The organism is Bradyrhizobium ontarionense, from assembly GCF_021088345.1.
GTDB lineage: Bacteria > Pseudomonadota > Alphaproteobacteria > Rhizobiales > Xanthobacteraceae > Bradyrhizobium > Bradyrhizobium ontarionense.
On sequence record NZ_CP088156.1, the window covers coordinates 146,862 to 173,382 of the forward strand.

The 26,521-nt window shown below is 64.1% G+C and carries 21 protein-coding genes and 1 pseudogene; 9 read left to right on the forward strand and 13 right to left on the reverse strand.

Features of this window, described 5'->3' with window-relative positions:
- Positions 1 to 19 precede the first annotated feature (19 nt).
- The 4 genes from LQG66_RS00475 to LQG66_RS00490 form a co-directional block, all read right to left on the reverse strand.
- The gene (locus tag LQG66_RS00475; protein ID WP_231322189.1) at positions 20 to 1,000 is read right to left on the reverse strand and encodes an ABC transporter permease; all 981 of its coding nucleotides are present in this window, start codon (positions 998 to 1,000) and stop codon (positions 20 to 22) included.
- Positions 997 to 1,977 (reverse strand): ABC transporter permease, encoded by a 981-nt coding sequence (locus LQG66_RS00480; RefSeq protein ID WP_231322191.1) that lies wholly within the window; start codon positions 1,975 to 1,977, stop codon positions 997 to 999. The genes LQG66_RS00475 and LQG66_RS00480 overlap by 4 nt, the downstream gene beginning before the upstream one ends.
- Positions 1,974 to 3,515 carry a sugar ABC transporter ATP-binding protein gene (locus LQG66_RS00485; RefSeq protein WP_231322194.1) on the reverse strand — a complete coding sequence of 514 codons (1,542 nt, stop codon included), beginning with the start codon at positions 3,513 to 3,515 and terminating at the stop codon, positions 1,974 to 1,976. Before LQG66_RS00485 ends, LQG66_RS00480 begins: the two co-directional genes overlap by 4 nt.
- A gap of 205 nt (positions 3,516 to 3,720) precedes the next feature.
- On the reverse strand, positions 3,721 to 4,860 hold the full coding sequence (locus LQG66_RS00490) for a sugar ABC transporter substrate-binding protein (RefSeq protein WP_231322196.1): 1,140 nt from the start codon (positions 4,858 to 4,860) through the stop codon (positions 3,721 to 3,723).
- Between the two features lie 222 nt (positions 4,861 to 5,082).
- Here LQG66_RS00490 and LQG66_RS00495 point away from each other — a divergent pair, with 222 nt between their 5' ends.
- Together LQG66_RS00495 and LQG66_RS00500 are read left to right on the forward strand one after the other, a co-directional pair.
- The gene (locus LQG66_RS00495; RefSeq protein ID WP_231322200.1) at positions 5,083 to 6,138 is read left to right on the forward strand and encodes a LacI family DNA-binding transcriptional regulator; all 1,056 of its coding nucleotides are present in this window, start codon (positions 5,083 to 5,085) and stop codon (positions 6,136 to 6,138) included.
- Positions 6,139 to 6,511: 373 nt separating this feature from the next.
- Positions 6,512 to 9,100: an ATP-binding protein gene (locus tag LQG66_RS00500; RefSeq protein WP_231322203.1), complete on the forward strand. Its 2,589-nt coding sequence runs from the start codon at positions 6,512 to 6,514 to the stop codon at positions 9,098 to 9,100.
- 50 nt (positions 9,101 to 9,150) lie between these two features.
- Here the strand turns inward: LQG66_RS00500 and LQG66_RS37355 are convergent.
- A pseudogene (locus LQG66_RS37355) lies at positions 9,151 to 9,270 on the reverse strand (twin-arginine translocation signal domain-containing protein); the annotation flags it as partial.
- Between the two features lie 429 nt (positions 9,271 to 9,699).
- On the opposite strand from LQG66_RS37355, the gene dusA reads away from it, so the two are divergent.
- A complete protein-coding gene (gene dusA, locus LQG66_RS00505; RefSeq protein WP_425601275.1) occupies positions 9,700 to 10,680 on the forward strand; it encodes a tRNA dihydrouridine(20/20a) synthase DusA in 981 nt (326 codons plus the stop codon).
- A 119-nt stretch (positions 10,681 to 10,799) separates the two neighbouring features.
- Here dusA and LQG66_RS00510 read toward each other — a convergent pair whose 3' ends face one another.
- Positions 10,800 to 11,702: a DUF2189 domain-containing protein gene (locus LQG66_RS00510; protein ID WP_231322206.1), complete on the reverse strand. Its 903-nt coding sequence runs from the start codon at positions 11,700 to 11,702 to the stop codon at positions 10,800 to 10,802.
- A gap of 500 nt (positions 11,703 to 12,202) precedes the next feature.
- Here LQG66_RS00510 and coxB point away from each other — a divergent pair, with 500 nt between their 5' ends.
- The 5 genes from coxB (at position 12,203) to LQG66_RS00535 (ending at position 16,750) form a co-directional block, all read left to right on the forward strand.
- Complete coding sequence (gene coxB, locus LQG66_RS00515) at positions 12,203 to 13,036, forward strand: cytochrome c oxidase subunit II (RefSeq protein ID WP_231322209.1); 834 nt, start codon at positions 12,203 to 12,205, stop codon at positions 13,034 to 13,036.
- A gap of 87 nt (positions 13,037 to 13,123) precedes the next feature.
- A complete protein-coding gene (ctaD, locus tag LQG66_RS00520; RefSeq protein WP_231322213.1) occupies positions 13,124 to 14,899 on the forward strand; it encodes a cytochrome c oxidase subunit I in 1,776 nt (591 codons plus the stop codon).
- Complete coding sequence (locus LQG66_RS00525) at positions 14,896 to 15,600, forward strand: cytochrome c oxidase subunit 3 (RefSeq protein WP_231322215.1); 705 nt, start codon at positions 14,896 to 14,898, stop codon at positions 15,598 to 15,600. The genes ctaD and LQG66_RS00525 overlap by 4 nt, the downstream gene beginning before the upstream one ends.
- Before the next feature lie 16 nt (positions 15,601 to 15,616).
- On the forward strand, positions 15,617 to 16,339 hold the full coding sequence (locus LQG66_RS00530; RefSeq protein WP_231322216.1) for a heme-copper oxidase subunit III family protein: 723 nt from the start codon (positions 15,617 to 15,619) through the stop codon (positions 16,337 to 16,339).
- Between the two features lie 9 nt (positions 16,340 to 16,348).
- Entirely contained in the window at positions 16,349 to 16,750 is a 402-nt protein-coding gene (locus LQG66_RS00535; protein WP_231322218.1) for a cytochrome C oxidase subunit IV family protein, read from the forward strand.
- Positions 16,751 to 16,867: 117 nt separating this feature from the next.
- Here the strand turns inward: LQG66_RS00535 and LQG66_RS00540 are convergent, their stop codons facing one another.
- From LQG66_RS00540 to LQG66_RS00570, 7 genes are all read right to left on the reverse strand, one after another.
- Positions 16,868 to 17,965, reverse strand: a complete 1,098-nt coding sequence (locus LQG66_RS00540; protein ID WP_486598884.1) for a pyridoxal phosphate-dependent aminotransferase — start codon at positions 17,963 to 17,965, stop codon at positions 16,868 to 16,870.
- A 129-nt stretch (positions 17,966 to 18,094) separates the two neighbouring features.
- Positions 18,095 to 18,631, reverse strand: a complete 537-nt coding sequence (locus tag LQG66_RS00545) for a TIGR02281 family clan AA aspartic protease (protein ID WP_231322221.1) — start codon at positions 18,629 to 18,631, stop codon at positions 18,095 to 18,097.
- A 28-nt stretch (positions 18,632 to 18,659) separates the two neighbouring features.
- On the reverse strand, positions 18,660 to 18,857 hold the full coding sequence (locus tag LQG66_RS00550) for a DUF1289 domain-containing protein (RefSeq protein WP_231322223.1): 198 nt from the start codon (positions 18,855 to 18,857) through the stop codon (positions 18,660 to 18,662).
- A 47-nt stretch (positions 18,858 to 18,904) separates the two neighbouring features.
- On the reverse strand, positions 18,905 to 20,500 hold the full coding sequence (locus tag LQG66_RS00555; protein WP_231327649.1) for a sensor histidine kinase: 1,596 nt from the start codon (positions 20,498 to 20,500) through the stop codon (positions 18,905 to 18,907).
- Positions 20,501 to 20,618: 118 nt separating this feature from the next.
- Positions 20,619 to 22,067 carry a PepSY domain-containing protein gene (locus tag LQG66_RS00560; protein WP_231322226.1) on the reverse strand — a complete coding sequence of 483 codons (1,449 nt, stop codon included), beginning with the start codon at positions 22,065 to 22,067 and terminating at the stop codon, positions 20,619 to 20,621.
- A gap of 6 nt (positions 22,068 to 22,073) precedes the next feature.
- Positions 22,074 to 24,467: a TonB-dependent receptor gene (locus LQG66_RS00565; protein ID WP_231322228.1), complete on the reverse strand. Its 2,394-nt coding sequence runs from the start codon at positions 24,465 to 24,467 to the stop codon at positions 22,074 to 22,076.
- A 384-nt stretch (positions 24,468 to 24,851) separates the two neighbouring features.
- Entirely contained in the window at positions 24,852 to 25,721 is an 870-nt protein-coding gene (locus LQG66_RS00570; RefSeq protein WP_231322231.1) for an NAD(P)-dependent oxidoreductase, read from the reverse strand.
- Positions 25,722 to 25,983: 262 nt separating this feature from the next.
- Here LQG66_RS00570 and LQG66_RS00575 point away from each other — a divergent pair, with 262 nt between their 5' ends.
- On the forward strand, positions 25,984 to 26,430 hold the full coding sequence (locus LQG66_RS00575; protein ID WP_231322234.1) for a VOC family protein: 447 nt from the start codon (positions 25,984 to 25,986) through the stop codon (positions 26,428 to 26,430).
- Positions 26,431 to 26,521: the final 91 nt, after the last annotated feature.

Consider the following 26,521-nt stretch of genomic DNA (forward strand, 5'->3'; position numbering starts at 1 on the left):
GGTGCGGATCGCGTGTTCGTCACGCTTTCTGGCGGCCGTAGATCAGGAGCATCAGGATGATGACGGCGCCGTAGATGAGCTGGCGGCCGGCTTCGCTGATCTGCATCACCGACAGGATGGACTGCAGCAGCGTGATCAGCACGACGCCCGCGATCGTGCCGAGATAGCTGCCGCGGCCGCCAAGGATGTGCGTCCCGCCGAGCACGACCGCTGCGATCGAGGGCAGCAGGTAGGCATCTCCCATCGACTGTGCCGCCTTGGAGGCGTAGCCCGCGAGCAGCACACCGCCAAAGGCGGAGAGGGCGCCCGATAGCGCGAAGGCCAGCATCGTGACACGCCGCGTGTCGATCCCCGAGAGATAGGCGGCGCGCTCGCGATTGCCGATGGCGTAGACGGCGCGGCCGAACGTCGTACGCGACAGCAGCCAGATCGCAGCGCCACCGATGATCGCCCAGACGAGCACGGCATTGGGAAGGCCGCTCACGATATTGCCGGTGGCGAGATAGCGCATCGCTTTGGAAGCGGAATCCTGCGGCGAGAAGCCGCCGGTGTAGGCGACCATCAGTCCCTGGGCGACCGCGTTGGTCGCGAGCGTGATGATCATCGAGGGAATGCGCAAGTAAGCGACGCCGATGCCGTTGACGAGGCCGATGGCCGCGCCGCACAGAATGCCGCAGGGAATGGCGAGGATGATGCCGCTGGTCCCATGAGCGGCCGCGGCGCAGGCCATCATCGCGCCTGTCGTCACCACCCACGGAACCGACAGATCGATCTGGCCGAGCAGGATGACCAGCATCATGCCGGTGGCGATCACGCCGAGGAAGCTCGCGACCTTCAGCTGCTGCAGCAGATAGTCCGGCGAGAGGAAGCTGCGCGAATAGAGGCTGCCCACCAGCAGCAGCAGCAGGATGCAGCCGAAGGACGCCGCCACGGCCGGATCGATCCGGCGCAGCATGGCCAGTCCGCGGGGGACCGATCGGGATGCGGTCGCGTCGCTCATCCGAACCACTCCAGCCGATTGCGCACGCGAATGAGGCCAAACGCGCCGATCGAGACCGCAAGCATCAGCACGAGACCCTGGAACAGCGGCTGCCATAGCGGATCGAAGTCGAACACGAACAGCAGATCGCCGATGGTCCGGAACGCGAGCGCGCCGAAGATCGCCCCGATCGCGCTGCCGCGTCCGCCCATCAGCGACACGCCGCCGAGCACCACGGCCGCGATCGAGAACAGCGTGTAGGCATTGCCGCTCGCATAGGCCGCCTCGCCCGTGTAGGAGAAGAACGTGAGGAACAGGCCGCCGATTGCGGACAGCAGGCCGGCCAGTGCATAGGCAGTGAACTTGGCGGCGCGGATCGGCGCGCCGGACATGTAGGCTGCGATCTCGGAGGAGCCGGTCGCGAACGCGGCGCGGCCGACGACCGAGCGGCTGTAGGGCACCCAGATCACGAGCGCTGTCACAGCCAACGTCACCAGGCTGGTCGGTAGCACGCCGAACAACCGCCCGGTCAAGGCATCTGCCAGGGTCTCGTTGACGGCCCCGCCGGGATTGGGCCGCAGGAACAGCGCGACGCCATAATACATCGCGCCCGTGGCGATCGTGGTCACGATCGGTTGCAGGCGTCCGAAGATCACGATCGCGCCGTTGATCATGCCGCACACGAGACCGGTGCCGAGCACCCCGATCACGCCCAGCGCCGTCTCGGTGGCGGTGCCGACCACGATCCAGGACGCGAGGCAGTTGGTCAGTGTCAGGATCATGCCGACGGACAGATCGATGCCGGCCGTGATCACCACGATCGCCTGGGCCATGGCGACGAAGGCCAGCAAGGTCGCCTTGTTGGCCGCGGTCTGCACCATGTTAGCGCTGAAGCCGGCGGGATGGTTGGTCGAATAGATCAGGAACATCGCCACGAAGATGCCGACCGCCAGCAGCGTGCCGCGCTGTTCGGAGAACCAGTACCGCCACTCGGTCATCCCAGACTCGCTTCCGCCGGTTCGTTGTCGTCGACGTTGAGGGCGCTGCTGACCAGCGCGCGCTCGGTGATGCCGGCGCCCGCGAGCTCGCGCCTGATCGCGCCATCATACATCACGAGGACGCGGTCGCAGCAGCCGATCAGCTCGTCGTAATCGGTCGAATAGAGCAGGATGGCGGCGCCCTCATCGGCCAGCCGGCGCAGCAGCCGGTAGATCTCCTGCTTGGTGCCGACGTCGATCCCGCGCGTCGGATCATTGAGCAGGATGATGCGCGGCTTGTTCATCAGCCATTTGGCGATGACCACCTTCTGCTGGTTGCCGCCGGACAGCGCGCTCACCGCGAGATCAGGGGAGGCGGTCTTGATCTCGATCAGGCGGATCATCTCGTCGATCAGGGCGGACTGCCGCTGCCGGTCGATGACGCCGAACCGTGCGAAGCGCTCGAACGCGGCCGCCGACAGGTTGTCGCGCACCGACATCGGCAGCATCAGTCCTTCGGTCTTGCGGTCCTCCGGAATGAGGGCGAGCCCGATACGGTCGGATTTGGCGGTGACGGGGCTGTCGATCGTCACTCTTTCGCCGTCGATCAGAATGTCGCCGCGGCAGTCTCTGAGCACGCCGAACAGCGCCAACAGCAGCTCGCGCTGGCCCTGGCCGTCGAGCCCGCCGAGACCGATGATCTCGCCGGCATGCAGCGAAAAGGAAATGTCCTTGAGCCGGTCGTTCCAGCCGAGGCTCTTGCATTGCAGCGCTGGCGGCCGGCCGTCCGCCTTGCGCACGGGCTTGTCGGGAAAGGCATGCTTGTACTCACGACCGATCATGAGCTCGATCACCTCAGCATCCGTCTTGGTGCCGGCGGCGAAGGTCGCGATCCTGCGGCCGTTGCGGAACACGCTGCATTCGTCGGCGAGCTCGGCGATCTCGTGCATGCGGTGGGAGATATAGAGCAGGGCGAGTCCCTCGGTGCGCAGTCGCTTCAGCACCTCGAACACCTTGCTGACGTCGGAGGCCGTCAAGGCCGACGTCGCCTCGTCGAGGATCAGGATCTTCGGCTGGCGCGACAGCGCCTTGGCGATCTCGACCATCTGCCGGCGCGACAGCGGCAGATCCTTCACCAGCGCACGCGGATGGATGTCGCCGGCGCCGGCGCGATGCAGCGCCTCCTCGGCCATTCTGCGCTGGGCTGGCTGATCGATCATGCCGAACCGTGTCGGCGGATGGCTGATCATGATGTTGTCGGCCACCGACAGATCGGGGATCAGCGACAATTCCTGGAAGATGCAGACGACGCCCGCGTCATTGGCCGCCGCCGGACGCGCGAAGGCGACCTCGCGGCCTTCGAGCGTCATGCGGCCCTCGTCCGGCGCGACCACGCCGACCATGAGCTTGATCAGCGTCGACTTGCCGGCTCCGTTCTCGCCGAGGATGGCGTGGATCCGGCCGGGGCGAACGTCGAGGTCCGCCCGGTCCAGGGCGATGACGCCGCCATAGCGCTTGGAAAGTCCCTCGGCGCGAAACAGCGGCTCGGCTGCAACCATTCCGGGCCCCCTTCAGCGCTTGGGCGACAGCAAGGCGCTGGCCGCGGACCGTTGCGCGGCCAGGCCCAGCATCCGACGATGACATCCGGACGACACGTCTGCCTCCCTGCGGGCTTGAGCCGCGCCCGTCCGTCTTCAAGACATCCATCACCGATCTGCCGCATGCGCCTTCAGGCTTGCGGCAGATCGGGGCGCGCGTTGCGGTCTATTGATTTTCCTTCGACTGGCCCATGATCTCCTGCGCCGTGAAGTTGATGCCGCAGGTCGGGAAGGAGTTGCCGACGAAGAAGTTGTCGGACTGGGCCGGGAAGTAGTCCTGATCCTTCTTGAAGTTCGGATCCTCGACGACGGCGAGCGGCAGCTTGACCGACTGCGGGACGGTCTTTCCCTCCAGCGCGGCGAGCGCCACCTTGATCGCGACCGCGACCTGCGCGGGACCGGTGCCGGCCGAGGAGCATTTCAGGCCTTCCGACGCCTTGGTGGCGCAGAACTTGCGAAAGCCGTTTTCGGTCTCGCCGCCGAACGGCACCATCTTGTGCTTGGCGTCGAGCATCGCCTGCACGATTCCGGTGTCGCCGCCCTGGCCGGAGATCGCATCGAACGGGCCGTTGGTCGCGATTGCATCCGCCGTGGCCTTCTGGGCGACGCCGTCGTCCCATTTGCCGACCACCTCGGTGACCTGCCACTTCTTGCCGGAGCCGTCGAGAACGGTATGCAGTCCGTTGTGCCGATCGGTGTCGACCGAGGTGCCGGCGACGCCGCGCACCTCGAGCACCTTGCCGCCACCGGGCACGTTCTTGACCAGCCACTTCGCCCAGAGCTCTCCCAGTCCCTTCTGGTCGACGTTGACGTTGATGGCGTCTTCGGTTGCGAGGATGTTGTCGAAGGCAACCAGGATCACGCCGGCCTGCTTGGCGCGCTTGATCACCGGACCGAACGCTGTCGGGTTCTGTGCGTTGACAACGATCGCGTCATAGCCGGAGTCGATGAAGTTGTTGATCGCCGAGATCTGGGCCGGCACGTCTTCTCCGGTCGAGACCACCTTGAATTCCTTCAGCTTGGCCTTGACCTCCGGCTGCGCCGCATAGGCCTTCGCAGTCTGGATCATCTGGATGCGCCAGGTGTTGGCGATGTAGCCGTTCGCAAGCGCGATGCGGTAAGGGCCTTTCTTGGCCGGAAACTTGAAGAGCTTCGTGTCGGCGCTCCACGGCACCATGCATTCAGGCTCGGCCGCGGGACCTTTGACCGTCTCGGGTTCGGCGAGCGCCTTGCTGGCGAAGGCCGACAGCAGCACCAGCGATGCGCAAGTGGTAAGGCATCGCGCCCTCATCGACTTGGACGACATTCGTGACCTCCCCTGTGTTGTCGCGCCAATGATTGACGCATGTGCGAGATGCCTCACTGTTTCCGGAGGTTGTTCGAGCACCGCTCGTCATCTCGACACCGCAAGGGTTACTGGCCTATGACAGCGCTGTCAATTACCGTTACTCGGCTTTTGCCAAGCGGCCAGTATCATGCCATGACTGAGGTCCGGACCAGCGCCCTACGGATCAACGCATCGAAGCTCATGTTTCAGAAGCGCCGCACAACATTGGAGGACGTCGCGCGCCTCGCCAATGTCAGCGCTATCACCGTGTCGCGGGCGCTGCGGCGGCCCGACATGGTCTCGGTGGCGCTGCGCAAGCGCATCGATGCGGCGGTCGAGCGGCTGGCTTACGTGCCGAATTTCGCCGCCAGCCGGCTCGCCTCCGCGCGCACGCATGCGATCGGCGTCGTGGTGTCGTCGCTCTCCAACGGCATCTTCGCCGACTATCTGCAGGCGATCTACAACACCCTGCTGCCGCTCGGCTTTCGGCCGGTGGTGGTGAGCAGCCGGTACTCGGCCGAGGAGGAGGAGGGGGCGATCAAGGCGCTCCTGGGTCAGAACATCGAGGCGCTGATCCTGGTCGGCGTCAACCAGACCCGGGCTGCGCGACGTGTCCTGGAACGCTCGCGCATCCCGGTCGTGCAGACGTTCGAGCTGGCCGATGATCCAATCGACCTCAATGTCGGCCTATCGCAGCGCAAGGGCGGCCATGCCGCGACCCGCTTCCTGCTGGACCTCGGGCATCGGCGTATCGCCTATCTCTCCGGACAGCGCGACGACCGTGCGCTCGCACGGCTCGAGGGCTACTCCGAGGCGCTCCAGGAGGCGGGCCTGGACTGCACATCGCTGGTCGCTTCGCTGCCGGCACAGGCGACCATCTCGCTCGGGCGCAAGCTGACCTTGGACATGCTTGCAGCCGAGGCGCCTGATGCGATCTTCTGCTGTGACGACAATATCGCGCTGGGGGCGCTGTTCGCCTGCCAGCAGGCGGGACTGGACGTGCCGCAGCGCATGTCGCTGATCGGCTTCAACGACCTGGAATTCGCGGCGGCATCCAATCCGCCGCTGTCAACCGTGCTGACGCGGCGCGCCGACATGGGGCGCGTGGCATCCGAGCTGGTGCTTCAGGTGATCGCCACGGGCAAGCGGCCCAGGACTCGGCAGATCGACCTCGGCTTCGAGATCGTGGCGCGCGGCAGCACAGGGCCACGTGTCGCTCGGCCATCAGACGGCGGTCAAACAGCGGAACGCGATTGATGCACGGGCACATGCCGAAGACGTCTTCGATCCCGCCGCGATGAGAACTCGCCGACGTCGATCGCCGCCAAGCCAGGCATTCCGTGGGGGCCGCGAGGGACGCACTCCCGATCGATGACGATATGCAGATGACGCCGCTGAGGCTGGCGGCTCGCCTGACGCGGGCACGGCTGGATCGTCGGTGTAGCGTCGCCCGGCGCCGCCAAAGATGACATTTCACGGCAAAATGTGCTATCCAGGCCTCGCAAATTGTCTCGCGAGGCGTTGACCCGGAGACGCCGAGTTAAGCCAGCCATCGGGTAGATCGGCTGAGCCTCGTGGAACGATCAATTCACAATAAGCCGGCTCGACCCTCTCCTGACATTCTGACGCCATGCTGGACCAAACCAAAGCGACAGTCGACCATCGGCGGGGCCCGCGGCAGAGAGGCATCATTGGCGCTCTGACCTGGGTGGAACCCGGGTCCGGGATGGATCGGCGCTGGACACCCTGGATCATCATCCTGAGCGGCCTTGTGCTGGCGATTTTGTGCGATGCCTTCGTGGCGCACATGCTCTCCGTGAACTATCGGGAGACCTATCGGACGACCGAAGCCGCGAACGGCGATCTCGCCCGCGCCCTCGAAGAGTACATGTTGCGCAATATCCAGGGCGTCGACGTTCTTCTGAATACAACCATAGACAATCTCGCGCAGAATCCATCCCTGCTGACCGCCGGTAATCCGGCCCTGATCAATGAATTGAAGCACAGGGTGGCGCCGTACCCCGTGGCAAACGCGATCGTCGTTCTCGATGCCGATGGAAACCTGCTGGGCGACAGCTTGGGCAACGGAGGGCCGGGCCGGGAAAAGAACTTCGCCGATCGAGCTTACTACAAGGTCCAGCGCGATGATCCCGCTCGCGGTCTCTACATCGACGTGCCGGTGGCCTCACGCGTTCGTGGGAGTCTCGTTATCGCAGTGAGCCGCGCATTTCTGACGCCCGACGGACGTTTGGGCGGCGTCGTCTTCGTGCCTCTCGACTACGAGAATCTCCGGCAGTTCTTTCTGTCACTGAACGTCGGGCAGCGCGGCACAGTGACACTCTACCGCGACGACGGCACGATTCTGCTCCGGACGCCGAACGCGGACGAGTTTGCCGGTCGCAACGTCCGATCCAATCTCTTGTTCTCGCGCTATCTCCCGCAGGCTCCGAGCGGAAGCTTCGAAGGCAGCGGAATCACGGACGGGACGTCGCGGAGCATCAGCTATCGGCGGGTCGCAGGCATGCCGCTGGTGGTGTCAGTCGCGCGCGACCCGGTCGAGTTCCTGGCTGGCTGGAAGAACAATGCGCTGTACTACAGCTTCATCGCCGCCGGGCTCAATCTGCTGATTGCCGCATTCGGCCTGAGTCTGGCGCGGCAATGGCGGCTGCGCGCGACGTCGGAACAGGCGCTACGGGACAGCCTCGAGCAGCATCAGCTGGTCACCGAAAACGTGCCCGCCCTGATCGTCCATGTCGGCGCCGATGGTTACATCCGCTACGCCAACCGTGTCGCACTCGAATGGTATGCCCAGCCGTCCGCCGAGGCCATCCGTCGCCGCAAGATCGACGATTTCATCGACCCCTTGCGAGTTGGCGAGGCGAGGCTGAAGATCGAGACCGCGCTGGCCGGCCGAGCCACTGGCGGCGAGGAGAAGGCTGCGTTTCCCGACGGCCGCGAACGCTGGTGCGAGACCATTCGGGTGCCGGATTGCGGCCAAGACGGCACGGTACGCGGCTATTTCGTGCTGTCGGTCGACATCACCGAGCGCAAGCGCATCGAGGACGAACTGCGTCAGGCGCAGAAGATGGAGGCCATCGGGCAGTTGGCCGGAGGGATCGCGCACGACTCCAACAACATGCTGGCGGCGACGCTCGGCAATCTCGATCTGCTGCTCGATGCCTTGCCGCCCGCCGAGGGCTCCTGCCGCAGCCTGGCCGAACGGGCGATCGAGGCGGCGGAGCGGGTCGCCGATCTCAACCGCCGCCTGCTCGCGTTCGCCCGCAAGCAAACGTTGCGGCCGCAGATCACCGACGTGAACCAGCTGGTCAGCGGGATGACGACGATCCTGCAGCGGACGCTCGGCGAAGCCATCGAGATCGAAGTTGCGCAGGACCCGATGCTGTGGCACTGCCTGATCGATCCGACGCAATTGCAGAACGCGCTGCTCAACCTGGCCCTCAACGCGCGGGATGCGATGGCGGGTAGCGGGTGCCTGACGATCACGACCGCGAATGCCGTGCTCGATCAACCACTCGATGACGGCGACGAACGCATCGCTCCCGGTGACTACGTGACGATCGCTGTGTCGGACGTGGGCGCCGGCATGCCGCCTGAAATCGCGCGGCGCGCCTTCGAACCATTCTTTACCACCAAGCAGTTCGGCGAAGGCAGCGGGCTCGGCCTCAGCATGGTCTATGGCTTTGCCAGGCAGTCGGGAGGCACGGTGGTGATATCGAGCCGAGTGGCGCACGGTACGCGCGTCACGCTGTATCTGCCGAGCGCAGGCCCAGGAGTCACCGACCGGCCGCGCGCCGGCGCGGTGCGACCGTTGCGGCCGGAGACCGGCGAACGGATTCTGGTGGTGGAGGACAATTCGCTGGTGGGGGCCATGGCGTCCACCATGCTGTCCTCGATAGGTTACAGCCCAATTGTCGTCATCAATGCTTCCCTGGCGATCGCCGAGTTGGAACGGCCGGACCCGATCGCGCTGCTGCTGACCGATATTCTCCTGCCCGGCGGCATGACCGGCATTGAATTGGCGCGTCAGGCCCGCCGCAGATGGCCCGACCTGCCGATTCTCTTCATGTCCGGTTTTGCGGATCCATCGCTGCTGCCCGACGAATTCCGAGCTAATACGAAGCTCCTCGCGAAGCCGTTTCGTCTGGGGCAATTGTCCGAAGCGATCGTGTCGACCTTGGCCGGCATGAAAGTGACCTGAGCTCGCAGCAATTTTGGATTGCCGGCCGGCATTGCATTGGTGGCTTGCGTCGAGAGACCCGCTGCAAGTGTAGCGCCGGTTGCTGCCGCCACAGTGAGGAACGAGCGGCGATCCGGGTTGGGTCGCTCCCCGCAGATAATGGATCGCTCCCTGCAGATAGATGTTCGCACGAAGAATCCTCCGTTGAAGAACCTTTCAGCGTGGCTGCTCAACTGACAATTTGAGATTGGCGTGCGAGGGCGGCGGGAGTTGAAATCCCCAACACATGAACCCTACGTCGGATCGACCGAGGGTTTCGGGACGCCCGGCGGGACGTCGTTGAGGACTTGCTTGACGAGCGCATACCGACCGCGGCAATCGAGGCGTGGCGACCGGCCCCGAGGGATGCCGTTCTGCTTCAGGAGTGCCGTTAATATCCTGCGTATTGGCTGCCGAACGCAAAGCTCGTCGCACGAGCCGCTTCGGTAGCGTGGCAAAGGGCTGCCAAAAAAACTGGCCGGATGATCGAACCATCTCTAAAAACCCAACGAAATCAGGATAGACACGCCTTGTCTTCCCAGGACTGGACCAATAGAGACGTCTAAGTGGTTGAAAAGAATTTGAAATTTTGCGTAGCCCCGATGATGGATTGGACCGACCGGCATTGCCGGGTGTTCCACCGGCTGCTGTCGCGCCACGCGCTGCTGTATACCGAGATGGTCACGACCGGCGCCGTCATTCATGGCGATCGCAAGCGGCTGCTGGGCTTCGACCCGAGCGAGCAGCCGGTGGCGCTGCAGCTCGGCGGCTCGGACCCCGACGATCTCGCGACCTCGGGCCGGATCGGCGAGGACTTCGGCTACGACGAAATCAACCTCAATGTCGGCTGCCCGTCGGACCGGGTGAAGGACGGCCGCTTCGGTGCCTGCCTGATGGCCGAGCCCGCGCTCGTCGCCGCCTGCGTCGCCGCGATGAAGCGGGCCGTGCGGATTCCGGTGACCGTGAAGTGCCGCATCGGCATCGACGATCAGGATCCGGAGATCGCGCTCGATGCGCTGGCGCATGCGGTCGTGGATGCGGGGGCCGACGCGCTGATCGTGCACGCGCGCAAGGCCTGGCTGAACGGCCTGTCTCCGAAGGAAAATCGTGACGTTCCGCCCCTGGACTACGACCGGGTGTACCGGTTGAAGGCCAGGCTGCCGCACGTGCCCATCATCATCAATGGCGGGATCACCAGCATCGAGGCCGCGCGGGAGCATCTCGCCCATGTCGACGGAGTTATGCTCGGGCGTGCGGCCTATCAGGAGCCGTGGCGGCTGCTCGACGTCGATCCCGTGGTGTTCGGCGAGCCAGCGCCACATGCGGCCATGAAGGCGGCGCTGGCGGCGCTCGAACCGTATGTTGCGCGACAACTCGCGCAGGGCACGCGGCTGCACGCCATCACGCGGCATCTCGTCGGCGCCTATCACGCCGTGCCTGGCGCGCGCGCGTTCCGTCGCCATCTCGCCGAGTGCGGCGTCAAGCCGGGCGCCGGCATCGAGGTGTTGCGCGAAGCCGTTGCGATGGTCGAGGATCGCGTACCAGCCTCGGCGCTCGTCTGAACAATTAGATCGGCGGCAGCTCCGCCACCGACTGCCACGCCATCGCATTGTCCACCGGCGGGCCAACCAGACAGGCCGCAACGGGGCGGAAATGGTGCAGCCGATCGTGGCCGCTCCGGCTAGCGTTCTCGACTCCATGGGAAGAGCGACGCCGGGAAATCTGCCGCATAGCGATGACCTATCGCCGGGCGGACTTCTTCTTGCTCTTGTGAAGGACTTTGGTCAGGCTCCACCACCTTCCGGTAAAGATGCCAGGTGGCATGACCAAGCATCGGCAGAACCACGCAGAGGCCAAGGAAGAGTGGCAGCGAACCCAAAACCAGCAATACCGCAACAATCAATCCCCACGCGGCTATCTCGATCGGATTCATCATCACTACTTTTATCGACGTGCGGATCGAGTCAATTGCTGTCGCGTGCCGGTCGAGCATCAGTGGGAACGCGACAACGCTGATGCACAAGGCGACCACTGCGAAGATGAAACCGACGCCGCATCCGACGACGATGAGGCTCCAGCCTTCAGGAGTCGTCAGCACGCGCTTGGCGAAATCAGGAATGCTTGCAGCCGGAGCATAGCCAAAGGTTGCAACGTAGATCGCGTCCGCGGCGGCGATCCAGATCCCGAACAGAACGAACAGGAGGACGCCAAGTTCGAGCATGGCGCCGAATGACGGCGCGCGCAGCACGCGCATTGCATTCCAGGCTGTTGCTTCCTCTCCGCGCTCGCGGCGGCGGCTCAGTTCGTAGAGGCCGAGCGCGGCAAAAGGACCGACCAGCGCAAAGCCGGCGGCGAGCGGAAAGAATAGCGGCAGCACCGAATTGCCAAGAACAAATCTGAACACGGCAAGTCCGAGGACGGGATACATCACGCACAGGACAATCGCGTGGGTCGGGACGGCTTCAAAGTCTTCCCAACCTCGGCGCAGCGCCTCGCCCAAATCGGAAAAGCTGATCTTGCGAGCGACGTAGGTCGTAGAGACGCCAAAGAATTGCAGCTTTGGCCTTGCGAAGACTGTGGCCATGACTCCGGCCTCCTTGCCTGTAGTTGCAGGGAACGGAACGCCTGGAAAACACGCGCAACCGTCTCGCGCGCGAAAAATCGCGACTATGTCCGGCAAATCCAGACTCGACGAGGAAGGGCTTGCCGGACCCACATCTGTCGCAACCCGCGCAAGGAGGTTAGCGCGACGAAAGCGAGTCAGTACTCACGGTTGCGTGATTGTGCGTCTGCACAGTTGGGTTGTTGCGCCGCATTGTCGGCTTACTTCGACAACGCGCGACAGCCCGGGGTAGCATCTCGACTATTGACGCCAGCCTGGACGAGTACCATGCTGATGCGAATACCCCTAGCTCCGATGAGTCTTGCGGTCGTAGCGTGCATCTGGCGTCGCGACCTGTTAGTTGGGCAAGCTACAAGCTAAGAGGCACCGCGAAAGCGGACGTAAAGTCCGCTAACGCGGCACGCGGGAGCTCTGCCCTTCGGTTCGTATCCGCAGCCTTTAGCGGCAAGGATGCATGAGCGATGGCTGTAGCAATCCTATTGCTTTTGATCGCGATCGCCTCGGTGTTGTTTCACCTCCTGAGCCCGTGGTGGTGGACGCCGCTCGCCTCGAACTGGCACTACATCGACGACACGATCACCCTGACGTTCTGGATCACTGGAGCGGTGTTCTCAGCGGTCGTGGTGTTCATGGCCTATTGTGTGTTCCGCTTTCGTCACAAAGAGGGACGCAGGGCCGACTACAATCCCGAAAACAAGAAGCTCGAAGGGTGGCTCACCATCGCGACCGCAGTGGGCGTCGCAGCGATGTTGGCCCCCGGCCTTGTTGTCTGGCACCAGTTCGTCACCGTCCCAGCCGATGCGACCGAAATCGAGGTCATGGGGCAGCAGTGGATGTGGAGTTATCGGCTGCCCGGAAAGGATGGCCGGCTCGGGACATCAGATGCTCGCAAGATCAGCGCTGAGAATCCTATGGGATTGAGTCCGAACGATCCAAACGGACAGGACGACATTGTCATTCAGAACGACGACCTGCACCTCCCGGTTGGGAAACCGGTGAAGGTGTTGCTCCGCTCGATTGACGTCTTGCATGATTTCTATGTGCCCGAGTTCCGCGCGAAGATGGATATGATACCGGGGTCGGTGACCTATTACTGGTTCACGCCCACGCGCGCCGGAACGTTCGATGTCCTTTGTGCTGAGCTCTGCGGTAGCGCGCATGCGCAGATGCGAAGCAAGGTTATTGTCGAGGAAGAGAAAGACTATCACGCGTGGCTCGAGAAGCAGCGGACTTTCGCCGAACTGTCGGGACAGCCCAACGTTGCGAAGGCCGCTTACAAGACAAAGAGCGAGTGAAGACAGACCGAGTGAAGACAGACGAAGAGACGCCACATCTTGTCAGGCGAAGTCTTCGTCAAAGAGAGGACCAGGGAGGTTGTTCCGATGGTCGATATCCCGTTGGACACAGTCGCAGGCATTCCGCCGGCTGAAGTGGGCGAGGTTGAACTCTATCATCCGAGAAGCTGGTGGACGAGGTACGTCTTTTCTCAGGATGCCAAGATTATCGCCGTGCAGTACTCGATCACGGCGATGGCGATCGGAATGGTCGCGCTGGTGCTGTCCTGGCTGATGCGGCTGCAGCTGGGATTCCCCGGTACATTCTCATTCATCGATGCGAACCAGTATCTCCAGTTCATCACCATGCACGGCATGATCATGGTGGTCTATCTTCTCACCGCGCTGTTTCTGGGAGGTTTTGGTAACTACCTTATCCCGCTGATGGTCGGCGCCCGCGACATGGTGTTCCCCTATGTGAACATGCTGAGCTACTGGATCTACCTGCTCGCCGTCGTGGTTCTGGTCTCGACCTTCTTCGTGCCCGGCGGGCCCACCGGCGCCGGCTGGACCCTGTACCCCCCGCAGGCAATTCTCTCCGGTACTCCCGGGCAGGATTGGGGCATCGTCCTCATGCTGGCTTCCCTGATCCTGTTCATCATTGGCTTCACCATGGGCGGGCTGAACTACGTGGTGACGGTGCTGCAGGGGCGTACGCGCGGCATGACGTTGATGCGCATGCCGTTGACGGTGTGGGGCATCTTCACGGCCACCGTGATGGCGCTGCTGGCCTTCCCGGCACTGTTCGTCGCCTCGGTCATGCTGCTGCTCGACCGCCTCTTGGGAACCAGCTTCTTCATGCCTACGCTGGTCGAGATGGGGCAGCTCACCAAGTATGGCGGCGGCAGCCCGATCATGTTCCAGCACCTTTTCTGGTTCTTCGGTCATCCCGAGGTCTACATCGTCGCCTTGCCGGCCTTCGGCATCATTTCCGATCTGATCAGCGTCCACGCGCGAAAGAACATCTTCGGCTATCGCATGATGGTCTGGGCCATCGTGGGAATCGGCGCCCTCAGCTTTGTCGTCTGGGCGCACCACATGTACGTGAGCGGCATGAACCCGTATTTCGGGTTCTTCTTTGCCACGACGACGCTCATCATTGCCATCCCGACTGCGATCAAGGTCTACAATTGGGTGCTGACCCTTTGGCGCGGCGACATTCATCTCACCATTCCAATGCTGTTCGCGCTGGCGTTCATCGTCACCTTCGTGAACGGCGGCTTGACCGGTCTGTTTCTTGGCAATGTGGTCGTGGACGTTCCGTTGTCCGACACGATGTTCGTTGTCGCCCATTTTCACATGGTGATGGGTATTGCGCCGATCATGGCCGTGTTCGGCGGACTCTATCATTGGTATCCGAAAGTCACCGGACGAATGCTCAATGAGGGGCTTGGGCGATTCCACTTCTGGGTCTCGTTCCTCGGCGCCTATGCGATTTTCTTTCCCATGCACTATCTGGGCCTGCTCGGCATGCCCCGCCGCTATCATGACATCGGCGAAACGTCTTTCGTTCCGGCATCGGCCCATGACCTCAATGCGTTCATGAGCATCGCGGCCCTGATCGTCGGCTTTGCCCAGCTCGTGTTCCTGTTCAATCTGGTCTGGAGCCTGTTCAAAGGAAAGGAGGCCGGCGGCAATCCCTGGGGAGCCGCATCGCTGGAATGGCAAACTCCGGAGACCCCGCCGGCGCACGGCAATTGGGGCAAGGAGCTCCCGATCGTCTATCGCTGGGCCTATGATTACAGCGTCCCCGGCGCCGGCAGGGATTTCGTGCCGCAAAATGAACCACCGGCCGGATTGTCGGCGCAGGGGTCCCACCCATGAGCGTCATTATCCTGTTCATGGCTGGAATGGTAGCAATCGCGGGGTGGTGGCTCTCGCAACAGCGACTGACAGCCAAGCCATGGCTGGAGCAGGGAGTGATGGTCGACCTGCGCGAGGAGGGCGTTTCATCGCCCCCCGCCGCCAAGATCGGATTGGGCGTATTTCTCGCAGTCGTCGGCTCGTTGTTCGCACTCTTCATCAGCGCTTACTCCATGCGCATGACCATGGTGGATTGGCGGGCGGTGCCGATGCCGAGGCTGCTGTGGTTCAACACAGCCGTCCTGGTCCTGAGCAGTGTGGCGCTGCAAGCGGCATACATGGCCGCGCGCCGGAACGACATTGACGGCGTCATCTATGGTCTGTGTGCAGGCGGAGCATCCGTCGTTACATTCCTGATCGGGCAGCTGCTGGCATGGCGCGAGCTGAGCGTCGGGGGGTATTTCCTCGCGTCCAATCCAGCCAACTCGTTCTTCTATCTGATTACTGCTGTGCACGGGTTGCATCTGATGGGCGGTCTCGTCGCCCTCGGCAGAACGACCGCCAAGGTTTGGCATGGAGCGCCGGTGACACAGGTGCGCCTGAGCGTGGAGCTCTGCGCCATCTACTGGCACTTCCTGCTGCTGGTCTGGCTGGTTCTGCTCGGCCTGCTGACCGGCTGGACGGACAATTTCCTCGACATCTGTCGCCAGTTGCTGAGTTAGGGAGGGCGGGGACGACATGGCAGACACGGCGCTGACAAACAACATAGAACCGCCGCCGCAGGCTGCAGGTTGGCGAGCTATTGCCGCCGACTGGTCCTCGGACCAGCGCGCCTTCAAGAACGTTTCCTGGGGGAAGGCCATGATGTGGATCTTCCTTCTCAGCGACACCTTCATTTTCAGTTGCTTTCTGCTGTCGTACATGACGGCGCGAATGTCCACGACCGTGCCGTGGCCGAATCCCAGCGAGGTCTTCGCCCTTAGGATCGGGGGCAAGGAAATCCCGCTCATCCTCATCGCCATCATGACCTTTGTCCTGATCAGCAGCAGCGGGACGATGGCGATGGCCGTCAACTTCGGCTATCGGCGCGACCGTGTGAAGACGGCAGCCTTGATGTTTGCGACCGCGGCATTCGGCGCGACGTTCGTCGGAATGCAGGCCTTCGAATGGACCAAGCTGATCATGGAAGGCGTCCGGCCCTGGGGCAACCCCTGGGGTGCGGCCCAGTTTGGCTCAAGCTTCTTCATGATCACCGGCTTCCATGGCACCCACGTGACGATCGGCGTGATCTTCCTGATCGCCATTGCGCGAAAGGTTTTGCGGGGAGACTTCGATGTCGAAAGGCGCGGCTTTTTCACGAGCCGGAAAGGGCACTACGAGATCGTCGAAATCACTGGCTTATACTGGCACTTCGTCGATCTCGTGTGGGTGTTCATCTTTGCGCTTTTTTATCTCTGGTGAGGTCGCAGCATGACAAACGCCGCGGTACATTTGGAAGCCCAGCAACATTCGCCGCAGGGTCACGCGCATGACGCAGCCGCATCCGAAATCACCCACGCCGAGGGCCAGCAGCATCCGATCAAGCTTTATCTCGTGGTCTGGGGATGGTTGTTCGTTCTCAGCACCTGCTCGTACCTCGTCGACTATTTCGGCTTCCAGGGCTATCTCAGATGGTCGCTGATCCTGCTGTTCATGGTGTTGAAGGCTGGCCTGATCGTCGCCGTGTTCATGCACATGGCCTGGGAGCGGCTGGCCTTAACCTACGCGATCCTGCTGCCGCCGCTGCTGGTGTTGGTCTTCGTGGCGATCATGGTGTTCGAATCCGACTACACGCATCTGCTCCGGGTCTTATTCTTCGCTCCGACGGCGTAGCTACGGTTGGTTGGTATCCGGGAGCGGGCCATTGAGGGCCCGCGGGAGGCCGGCGCGATGGTTGAGGACCGCGAAGGGGCCGCCGCAGTCGCCTGAGCTGGCGATCGCCGAAATGGGTCACATCGGCGGCAGCAGATCCGCCACGGCCTGCCGCGCGGCCGCATTCTCCTCCGGCAGGCCGATCGAGACGCGCAGCCAGGTTTCGTAATGCGGCTGGGCGCGGCCGATGATGATGCCGCGCGCCGCGAGCATGGTGGCGGCCTCGGCATGCGGACGACCGCAATCGAAGAACACGAAATTGGCCTGTGACGCGCTGAAGCGGCGCTTCCGTTCGCGCAGCAGCGCGTGCCAGGCCTCGCGTTCGGCCGCGACCTTGGCGTGGACGGCAGTCACGTAGTCGCGATCGCCAAGGCTTGCCGACGCCGCCACGAGGCTCAGCCGGTTCAGCCCGAAGAAGGCGCCGATGCCCATCTGCTTGAGCGATGCGGCGAGCGGTTTCGGCGACAGCGTGTAGCCGATCGCAAGGCTCGCGAGCCCATGGATCTTGGAGAAGGTTCTGAACACCGCAACGTTGGCGCCTGCGCGCACCAGTGGCGCGACGGTGCGGGTCTCGAAGTCCGGCGTGAACTCGAGATAGGCCTCGTCGACGATCACCAGCGCACGCGTCGACAATTCGCGCACCGCCTCGATGAACAGCGAAGCGTCGCTCACCGTGCCCGAGGGATTGTGGGGATTGACGAGGTACACCGCGCGCGTGCTGCGGTCGACGGCGGCTGCGAGCGCCGGCAGGTCGTTCTCGAGCCGGTCGTTCAGGGGCACGCCGATCACGGTGCCGCCGGCTGGCGCCACGGCGTCGACGAGGGCCGTGTAGCCGGGCTCGGAGTAGACGAACGCGCCGCCCGGCCCGCCATAGGCGGAGAGATAGAGCCCGAGCACGTTGAGGTTCTCGCCGAGCACGATCTGATCGGCTGCAATGCTTTCGCGCGCGGCGATCGCGGCCGTCAGTTCGTCGACGTCGTGTCCGGTGTAGCGGGCGAGGCCCGCGAGATCGGCCTTGATCGCCGCGACGGACAGAGGCGATGGCCCGAACGGGTTCTCGTTCAGGGCAAGGTGGATCGGTGGATGGGGCGGGGTGTCAGACATCACGGGATATGGCCGGCTCAGGGTTGCGGCCCCGGCCAGCAACAGCCATGCGCGGCGATCGAGCAGGACCAAGTGACGCTCCTCGCGACTGGAAGAGGCAGATACGCGATCATCCTGCCGCTACCGGCGCAGGGCAAGTCGACTTCGCCGGCGCGCCTTCAACTCGCGTTGATGTGGGTGATCCGGCCGGCGCGATGCGTCTCAGCTGCGGTCGGGATAGCCGTGCAGCATCAGCCGGTCGGAGCGCACTTCCCAGCGCTCCAGCCGGTCGAGGAAGCTCATGCCGAGCAGGTTGGTTTTCATCTGGCCATGCGGCACGACCAGCGCCGGCACCGAGCGTTCCACCAGCTTGCCGATCGCGAGCCGGTCCAGCGTGAGCCGTGCCGCCTTGGTGTGGCCGCCCGCGGTCTCGACGTCGACGTCGTATTCCAGCAGCTCCAGCGGCAGCCCCGCCGCCTTGGCGGTCTCGTAGGTCAGCACGACGGAGGTGGCGCCGGTGTCGACCACCATGGGTGCGGCAACGCCGTTGATCTTGGCGCGCAGGGCGAACTCGCCGCCCTTCATGCGCTCGATCTCGACCGCGTTGGTGGGGGGGCTCGCCTTGGCCCTGAAGGCCCGGCTGCGCAGGACCTCCGAGACGGTGTCGCTGGCGAGAGCAGCCTGTTCGGGATCCTTGTAGATGATCACGGCGCCCGCAGTGAGCACCATGGTCACGAGAACGAGCGCCACCTTGTTCATGCGGCGCCTCCGCTCCGGAAGGACAGGCTCAGCCGCGCGTGCGCGTCATCGCGGGCAGGCCGGCGTCGTGCATGCGTGCGGCCAGCCGCTCCATCAGCGCCAGCCGCTCGTCGCGCGGCATGCGTCCCCAGCGGGCGATTTCCGGCAGCGTGCGGCCGCAGCCGAAGCAGAGCTTCGTTTTCGGGTCGATGATGCAGACGGCGATGCACGGCGTGTCCTGGCTCATCGTCCGAGTGTGAAAGGTTCTGCCGCCCTCGTGCAAGTGCGATCATCTCACAGTCCCGTTCCGGCATTCATGATGGGTTTGCGAAGCCGCCGCTTCTCCTGGACCGGCGGGGTTGTGGGTTCCGGCTGCAATGGCGGTGCCTCATCGGACAGCGGCGCGAGCGCCGACATCACCCGCTCCGGCGGGAAAGTGACGATCACCTCGGTGCCGATCCGGACCTTGGACTTCAGCGTGAACGTGCCGCCATGCATCTCGATCAGGTTCTTGGCGATGGGCAGGCCGAGTCCCGCACCCTGTTCGGCCGACTTGATGGAGTTCGAGCCTTGGCCGAACGAGGCGAGCACGATCGGGATCTCGTTCTCGGGGATGCCGGAGCCGGTGTCCTTGACGCTGAGATACTGGCCGCCAGAGGCCGTCCAGCCGGCCTTCAGCCAGATGTCGCCGCCCTGCGGCGTGAACTTGATCGCGTTGGACAGAAGGTTGAGCACGATCTGGCGGATCGCGCGCTCGTCCGCCCACAGCCGCGGCATGCTCCGCTCGAACACCTCGTGAATGGTGATACCGCGGCTCGTGGCGCGCAGCTTCAGCAGGTGGTGGCAGTCGGCGATCACGTGCACCAGCGCGACGGCCTCCTCGTTGAGCTCGTAGCGGCCGGCCTCGATGCGCGAGAGGTCGAGGATCTCGTTGATCAGGTTGAGCAGGTGAACGCCTGAATTGTGGATGTCGGCGGAATACTCCTTGTAGACCGGCACGGCATGGACGCCGAAGATCTCGCTCTTCATCACTTCGGAGAAGCCGAGGATGGCGTTCAGCGGCGTGCGCAGCTCGTGGCTCATCTGCGCAAGGAAACGCGATTTCGCGACATTGGCGGCCTCGGCGCGGTAGCGCGCCTCGTCGGAAATCGCCTTGGCCTGCTCGAGCTCGCCGATCAGCGCGTCTTTTTCGGCGCGCGCCTCGAGGGTGGCGAGCGTCGTCGAATGCAGCTGGTGAGCGAGCAGAACGAAGTAGCCCTCGGCTGCGACCGCGAAACCGGCGAGCAGATAGTTGTCGAACGTGCCTGAGAGCGCGAGGCTGAGCGTGATCGCGACCGTCACAGGCGCGGTGACCGCAACCGCCGCAACGGGCAGGTTGGCCGCGAGCATGCTGGAGACGGCGATCACCAGCAGCATCAGGAACATCATCAGCGTGCCGGACACCTCCGCCAATGCGGGGTGGATCAGGATCGCCATCCAGCACACGCCGTAGAGCAGGTCGAGCAGCACGAAGCGCGTCCGCCAGCGCCGCGTCGCCGCCAGCGACGGCTGCTCGGCGAGGAAGTTGGTGCAGTTGCGCACGATGGCTGCGTGAATGCAGAGCACGCCGCAGGTCCAGGCGCCGGCCGCCAGCGCATGCAGCCATGCGCTGAGCATCAGCCCGGTCGCGACCACCAGTAGTATCACGATGTAGGAGGCGGAGATCCGGGTCTGGGCGTATTGGCGCAGCAGTTCGCGATCGAAGGCCGGCCGTGTTCCCGAGGTCGACGTTAACCGGTCGCGCGCCTCACGCACCCGCTGCTGCGCGGCCCGGCGCTGACTTGCCGGTGCAAGCGCCGGCGGATCTGCTGGAAGCTCGACCACCTCAGGCTTTTCAGCGGGTTTACTCATCAAACAACACAAATCCTGCCCGGAGTGCACGGGCTGCTTTCTGCATTGTCTATAACTGGCCCCAAATCCTTAAGACGGATTATAGACAACGAAAAATTTGCGTTAACCGCGCGTTAATTTAACCTTTGCGGCGGAGCGCGATGCTGAGCACGCGCAGACGCCGCCAGCCGATCACCATGCCCGTCATGCTGAAGGCCAAGCCGAGTGTGGACAGGCCGACGATGATGAGCGTGCGCAGCGCCGGATAGGCGAGCAGGGTCGGGAAGTCCAGCGTGTGCAGCGCCTGATACAGCCAGCGATAGACGCGCCTGGAAGGATCGAGCTTATCGAGCACGGCGCCGGAGGCCGCGTCGACATGATACCAGGTGTCGCCGCAGACCACGCGATAGACCGGCGCATCCGGCACGTCAGAGGCGAACGGATGATCGTCGCCCGGCTCGACATCGATCGATCTCGCGCAATCGCTGCGAAGGCGGCCCGTCACCGCATTGACATCGGCGGGCTGCAGCAAGCGGCCGATGATCCGCGGCGCCGAGCCGTCCAGCACCGAGATCTGCTGCTGGCTCAGCGCTCGCCGGGCGCGCTGATGGATACGGCCGCCGAACGCAAACCATTCGATCTCGCGGGCCTCGCCGCGAACGGCCGCGAGTGCCGTTGCGGCGAGACCAGTCCAGTCCGGTTCGCCGATGAGGACTTCCTCTTCGGAGGCGGTGAGACGGCCGGTCGCGAACAACCGGCCATGGTCCATCGACAGCCAGCCGCTGACGATCCACGTCAGCACGAATTGCGCGCAGAGCAGGCCGGCCCAGTGATGCCACAGGTGCCAGCCCCGGTAGCGCGATGTCAGCCGCGCCTTGCTCAGTCTCAGCCTGATCGGGCCGAGCAGGGCGCCCGTCACGGCGGCGATGACCGCCGCCAGCGACAGCCACCACACCGTGACGTCCCAGGCCGCCCAGTCCTTGCGCAGCAGGGTCGGATAGATCCAATGGACGACGCTGCCGGCATAGTTCCAGGAGCGTTCGAAGCGTGTGGTGTCGAGCACGACCTCGCCGGTCCGCGAGGAGACGTAGAGCTCGGTGCCATCGCCGTCGTTGAGCGCGATCCGATAGAGTGGTCGATGCGCGTCGAACCGGTTCGGCACCGTCCACTGATCGTAAGTGTCGAGCGCTGCAACGGCGGCCCCTGTGGCGTCGATTCCACGCCGTTGTGCCGTGGTGCGCGCAACGGACAAGGCGAGGTCTGGGTTGGCCACGTCGGCCGTGGCCAGCGTGTCGGCATGAACGGCCACGCTGCGGTCGGCGGTGGAGATCACGTAGACGGGACCGTCCACGCGCTGCCACAGTCGGATACGGCCGGGACGATCGATGCCACGCGCGGCGAGGGCCTCTGCTGGGCCGTGCAGGGGTGTGGCGAGGTCGAGCGGCGCGAGCCCGGCGAACCGCTTGCTCTCCGTCTGCGCCGGGAACGGCACGTAGTGTATCACGATCCCGGTCGCGAACCACAGCACGAACAATGGACCGAGCGGGATGCTCAACCAGCGGTGCGTGAGGATCAGCGCCCGGATCATGCGGCCTCAGAACTTGAACGAGGCTTCGACCTCGTAGGTGCGGGGCGCCCCGAGGAAGATCTGATCTGGATAGAACGGATCGCTCCAGGCCGCATAGCGCTTGTCGGTGACGTTGCGGGCGCGGAAGGTCAGACGTGTGCTGGTTGCGGTGGCGAACATCGGCACCCGCGGCAGATCGACGAAGGCAAACAGGTCGGCGGTGGTGTAGGCGAGCAGCTTCGCGGTGTTGGCATCGGTGCTCCAGCGGTCGCCGACATGGCGCACCGAGAAGCCGAGCTCGACCGGCCACCAGCCCGGATTGAGGAAGCGGTAGGAGCCGCCGCCATTGACGATCACGGCGGGGATGTTGGGCGGCGTGTTGCCGGAGAAGGAGCCGCCGCCCGCGAGATCGTAGTCGGCGTAGCGCGCGCGCACATAGGTGACGTTACCCCACAGCTTGCTCTCCGGCGTCGGCCTGATCGCAGCGGCGATCTCGATGCCTTGCGATTTCACCTTGCCGGCGAGGTTGAGCTGCTGGCCGGCCTGGGCGCTGTAGACGTTGTTGCGCACGATGTCGAAGGCGGAGAAGGTCCACTCGGCCCGCCCGTTCCACAGCAGCTGCTTGACACCGGTCTCGTAGCTGCGTGAGTCCGAAAGCGTCAGGTTCTGCGTCGGGCTCAGCAGGAAGATGCTGTCGGCCGAGATGTCGGTTGCCGTGGCATATTGGCTATAGAAGGTCGTGCCAGGGAGCGCTTCCCAGGTATAACCGATGCGCCCGGTGACCGGCTGCCAGCTTGTCGAATAGGGAAAGCCAGGCCTCACGGCGCCGTCCCTGATCCAGTTGCGATCAAGCGTGAACGGGTTGTAGCGCAGGCCGCCGACCAGCGCGAAGCTGTCCGTGAGCTTCAACCGGTCTTCGAGGTTGAGTGCGACGCTGTCGATGGTGGCGGTCTGCAACTGTGTCCTCAGGTCGCCATAGGTCCCCCGGTCGAAACCGACCAACGGGACCGAGTCACCAGGAAAGTTCGCCGCGCCTGGGCGCGTGAAGTCGAGATGCGAGCTCTCGACCGAGGTGACGAGACGGTTGGCGAGACCGAGCACGCTGCCGTTCCAGGTGACGTCGGTGATGTTGCCGACCATGTTCTGGTTGTGATGGACGAAGAACCGCTCGCGATCCACCGTGTTGGTGGCTGCGTTGAAGGCCGACACCTCATTGTTGTACCAGTCGCGGCTGGCATTGTAATTGTAGACTTGGCTTCTCAGCTTGACGTCGTTGCTCAGGTCCCATTCGAACCCGCTGCGGACCCAGGATTCCTTGATCGTCTTGTGGCCGTCGACCACGTTGTAGTTGGTCGACAGCGTGCGGCCGTCGATCGTCACGGCACCGAGATCGGTGCCGTTGTAGGCGGACAACTTGGTGCCGGAGACGATGCCGCTGGTCGCATTGGCGCCGCTGTAGGTGGCCGGCACCAGCGGCGTGCCCTCATAGGGCTTGGCCTTGTAGTCCTTGAACTCGGCCGCGACGAAGGTCTTGAAGCTGTCGGACAGGCGGTAGCCGAGCTGACCCGAGACGTGCACGTTCTTGAACTCGGTGTCGTCGATGAAGCCGACCTCCTTGGACCGGCTGATGTCGAAGCGATAGTCGAGCCCTTGGACGGTCGTGCTGCCGCCCGAGCCGAAGCCGCTGCGGAAGCTGCCGCGCTGGTCGAAGCCGACGAAGGCCTCGTTCCGGACCGGACCGGTATGCGGCGCCTTGGTCACGAAATTGATGGTGCCGCCGACCGCGCCCTGACCCGAGATCAGGGAGGAGGGGCCCTTGAGAAACTCGACGCGGTCGAGATTGAAGGTCTCCATCGTCAGCGCGGTGAAGCCGGTCGGGCCGATATTGATGCCGTTGTAGAGGACGTTGACCTGGTTGCCCTGGAAGCCGCGCATCGCAAAGCCGACGTCGTTCGGCGCATCGCCGGCGCTGACGCCGGTGGCGCCTTTCACCGCATCGACCGTCGTGTGATAGCCCTGCTCGCGCAGCGTCTCGGCGCCGACCACCTCGAGCGAGGCGGGCACCTCGCGCACCGTGAGGCCCAGCCGGCTTCCGCTCGCGGGCGTCGCGTTGCTGTTGAGCAGCGTGGCCGCTGCCGTGTCGGAGGAGGCGGCCGATGGACCTGCTGCGGGCAATGGCGCCGCGAGGCGACGGGGCGCAGGACGCGAGGTTCGATTGGACGTTCGGTTCGGTGATGCCGTACGGCCGGCGGCCTGCCGCTGGCGCGGCGCATCGACCGTAACGTCCGGCAGCAGCGTGTCGGCGGGCGGCCGGCCGGCCGGATTGGAGGCCGACTGCGCCTGAGCCGCCGGCATGGCCGCCCAGCCTGCTGCCACCAGCCCGATCAGCGATATCGACCCCCACACCTCTCGCACGCTCATTCCGCCCCCCACCACGGGGACCGGCTGCGCCGGCTCCCGCGTTCCAAGCCTTACGTTCACGACGATGGGGACGAGACTTAGTCGAAGTTCTCGGGCGCGTAATGTTATAACATTACACATCCGACATTCTAACAGAGCCTGTCTCGATCCAGCAACACATGCGAACGATTAGCGATTGCAACGGGTATCAGCGAGTCGCGAGGCGCGCAATGGCGCTCGGCTGGGGACTCGTCAGGGAGGGCGCAGGCTGGGTCATGGCCATGGCCCGATGGCGGTGAACGAGCCAGCCAGCCGTCACGAGAGGCCAAGTACGAACGAGCAAATATGAACGTGCCGCCACCCGAAGCGAGTGGCGGCAGCTCGATCGAATCGAGGAGAACGAGATTACTTCTCCAGCCGCGCCAGGAGGCTCGACGTATCCCAGCGCTTGCCGCCGAGCTTCTCGACCTCGGAATAGAACTGGTCGACCAGCGCGGTCACCGGCAGATGGGCGCCGTTGCGACGGGCTTCGCTGAGGCAGATCGAGAGATCCTTGCGCATCCATTCCACTGCGAAACCAAAGTCATATTTGCCGTCGTTCATGGTCTTGTAGCGGTTCTCCATCTGCCAGGACTGGGCGGCGCCCTTGGAGATGGTTTCGATCACGGCGGCAACGTCGAGGCCCGACTTCTTCGCAAAATGGATGCCTTCAGAGAGACCCTGCACGAGACCCGCGATGCAGATCTGATTGACCATCTTGGTCAGCTGGCCGCTGCCGGCGGGTCCGAGCAGCTTGCACATGCGGGCGTAAGCCGCGATCACCGGCTCCGCGCCGGCATAGGCGTCCGGGGTGCCGCCGCACATCACGGTCAGTACGCCGTTCTCGGCACCGGCCTGGCCGCCGGAGACCGGCGCGTCGATGAATTTGAAGCCGGCCTTGGTGGCAGCGGCATCGAGTTCACGTGCCACTTCAGCCGAGGCCGTGGTGTGGTCGACGAAGGTCGCACCTTTGGCCATGCCGGCGAAAGCGCCGTCGGGGCCGATCGTGACCGAGCGCAGGTCGTTGTCGTTGCCGACGCAGCACATCACGAAGTCCTGGCCCTCGGCCGCCTGCTTCGGGGTGGCGGCGGTCTTGCCGCCGAACTTGTCGGCCCATTCCTTCGCCTTGGCCGCCGTGCGGTTGTAGACTGTCAGCTCGTGACCACCCTTCTTCACGAGATGTCCTGCCATGGGGAAACCCATGACACCGAGACCGATGAAAGCGACTTTAGCCATATGAGCTACCTTGACCTTGGGGTTCTGCCGGCGGCCTTGGGAGGGCCGGGCTGTTCTTGGAAAGGAACACTTCAGCAGCCGGCCGGGGCGCGGCGGCACGCTGGACGCCGCACCATAAACGCTTGAGAGGCGAGGGCAACGGCTTCGTGACGCATGCGAAAGCGCGGGCTCGTGCTAAAGAGGCATCATCATGACGGCTTGCAAAGGCGTCATCCCGCAACGAAATCCAGACGATCAACGAACCAGTCAGGGAGTGTCTCGCATGGGCGTCAGCGTCGGCGTGCTCGATCATTTCAACATCCGGACCCGCAATCTGCCAGAGACGGTGCGCTTCTATGAGCACGTGCTCGGGCTCGAAAATGGTGCGCGGCCGAACTTCGCATTCCCCGGCGCCTGGATGTACAGCGAGGGCCGGCCGGTGGTGCATCTGGTCGACATCTCTTCGACAGAGGAAGCCCAGAAGCCGGACTCCGGCGTCGTCCACCACGTCGCCTTCGTCAGCCGCGGCTTTGCCGGAATGAAGGCGCGGCTGGCCGCCAAGGGCATGCCGTTCGACGCGCGGCAGGTGCCCGGCGGGGAGCTGTGGCAGATCTTCGTGCGCGACCCCAACGGCGTGATGATCGAGCTCAATTACGAGGCAGCCAAGGAGCAGGCCGAGGACGCGCCGGTGGAGACTGCGTCCGACATCGGAACCAAGGTGGCGTTTTGAGCCGGCCGGCATTATGAAGCAGCGCAGCGGAGGGCCGGATCAATCCCGTCGGCGACGACGTAAGATCATGTCCGGCCAATATGATAGGGCG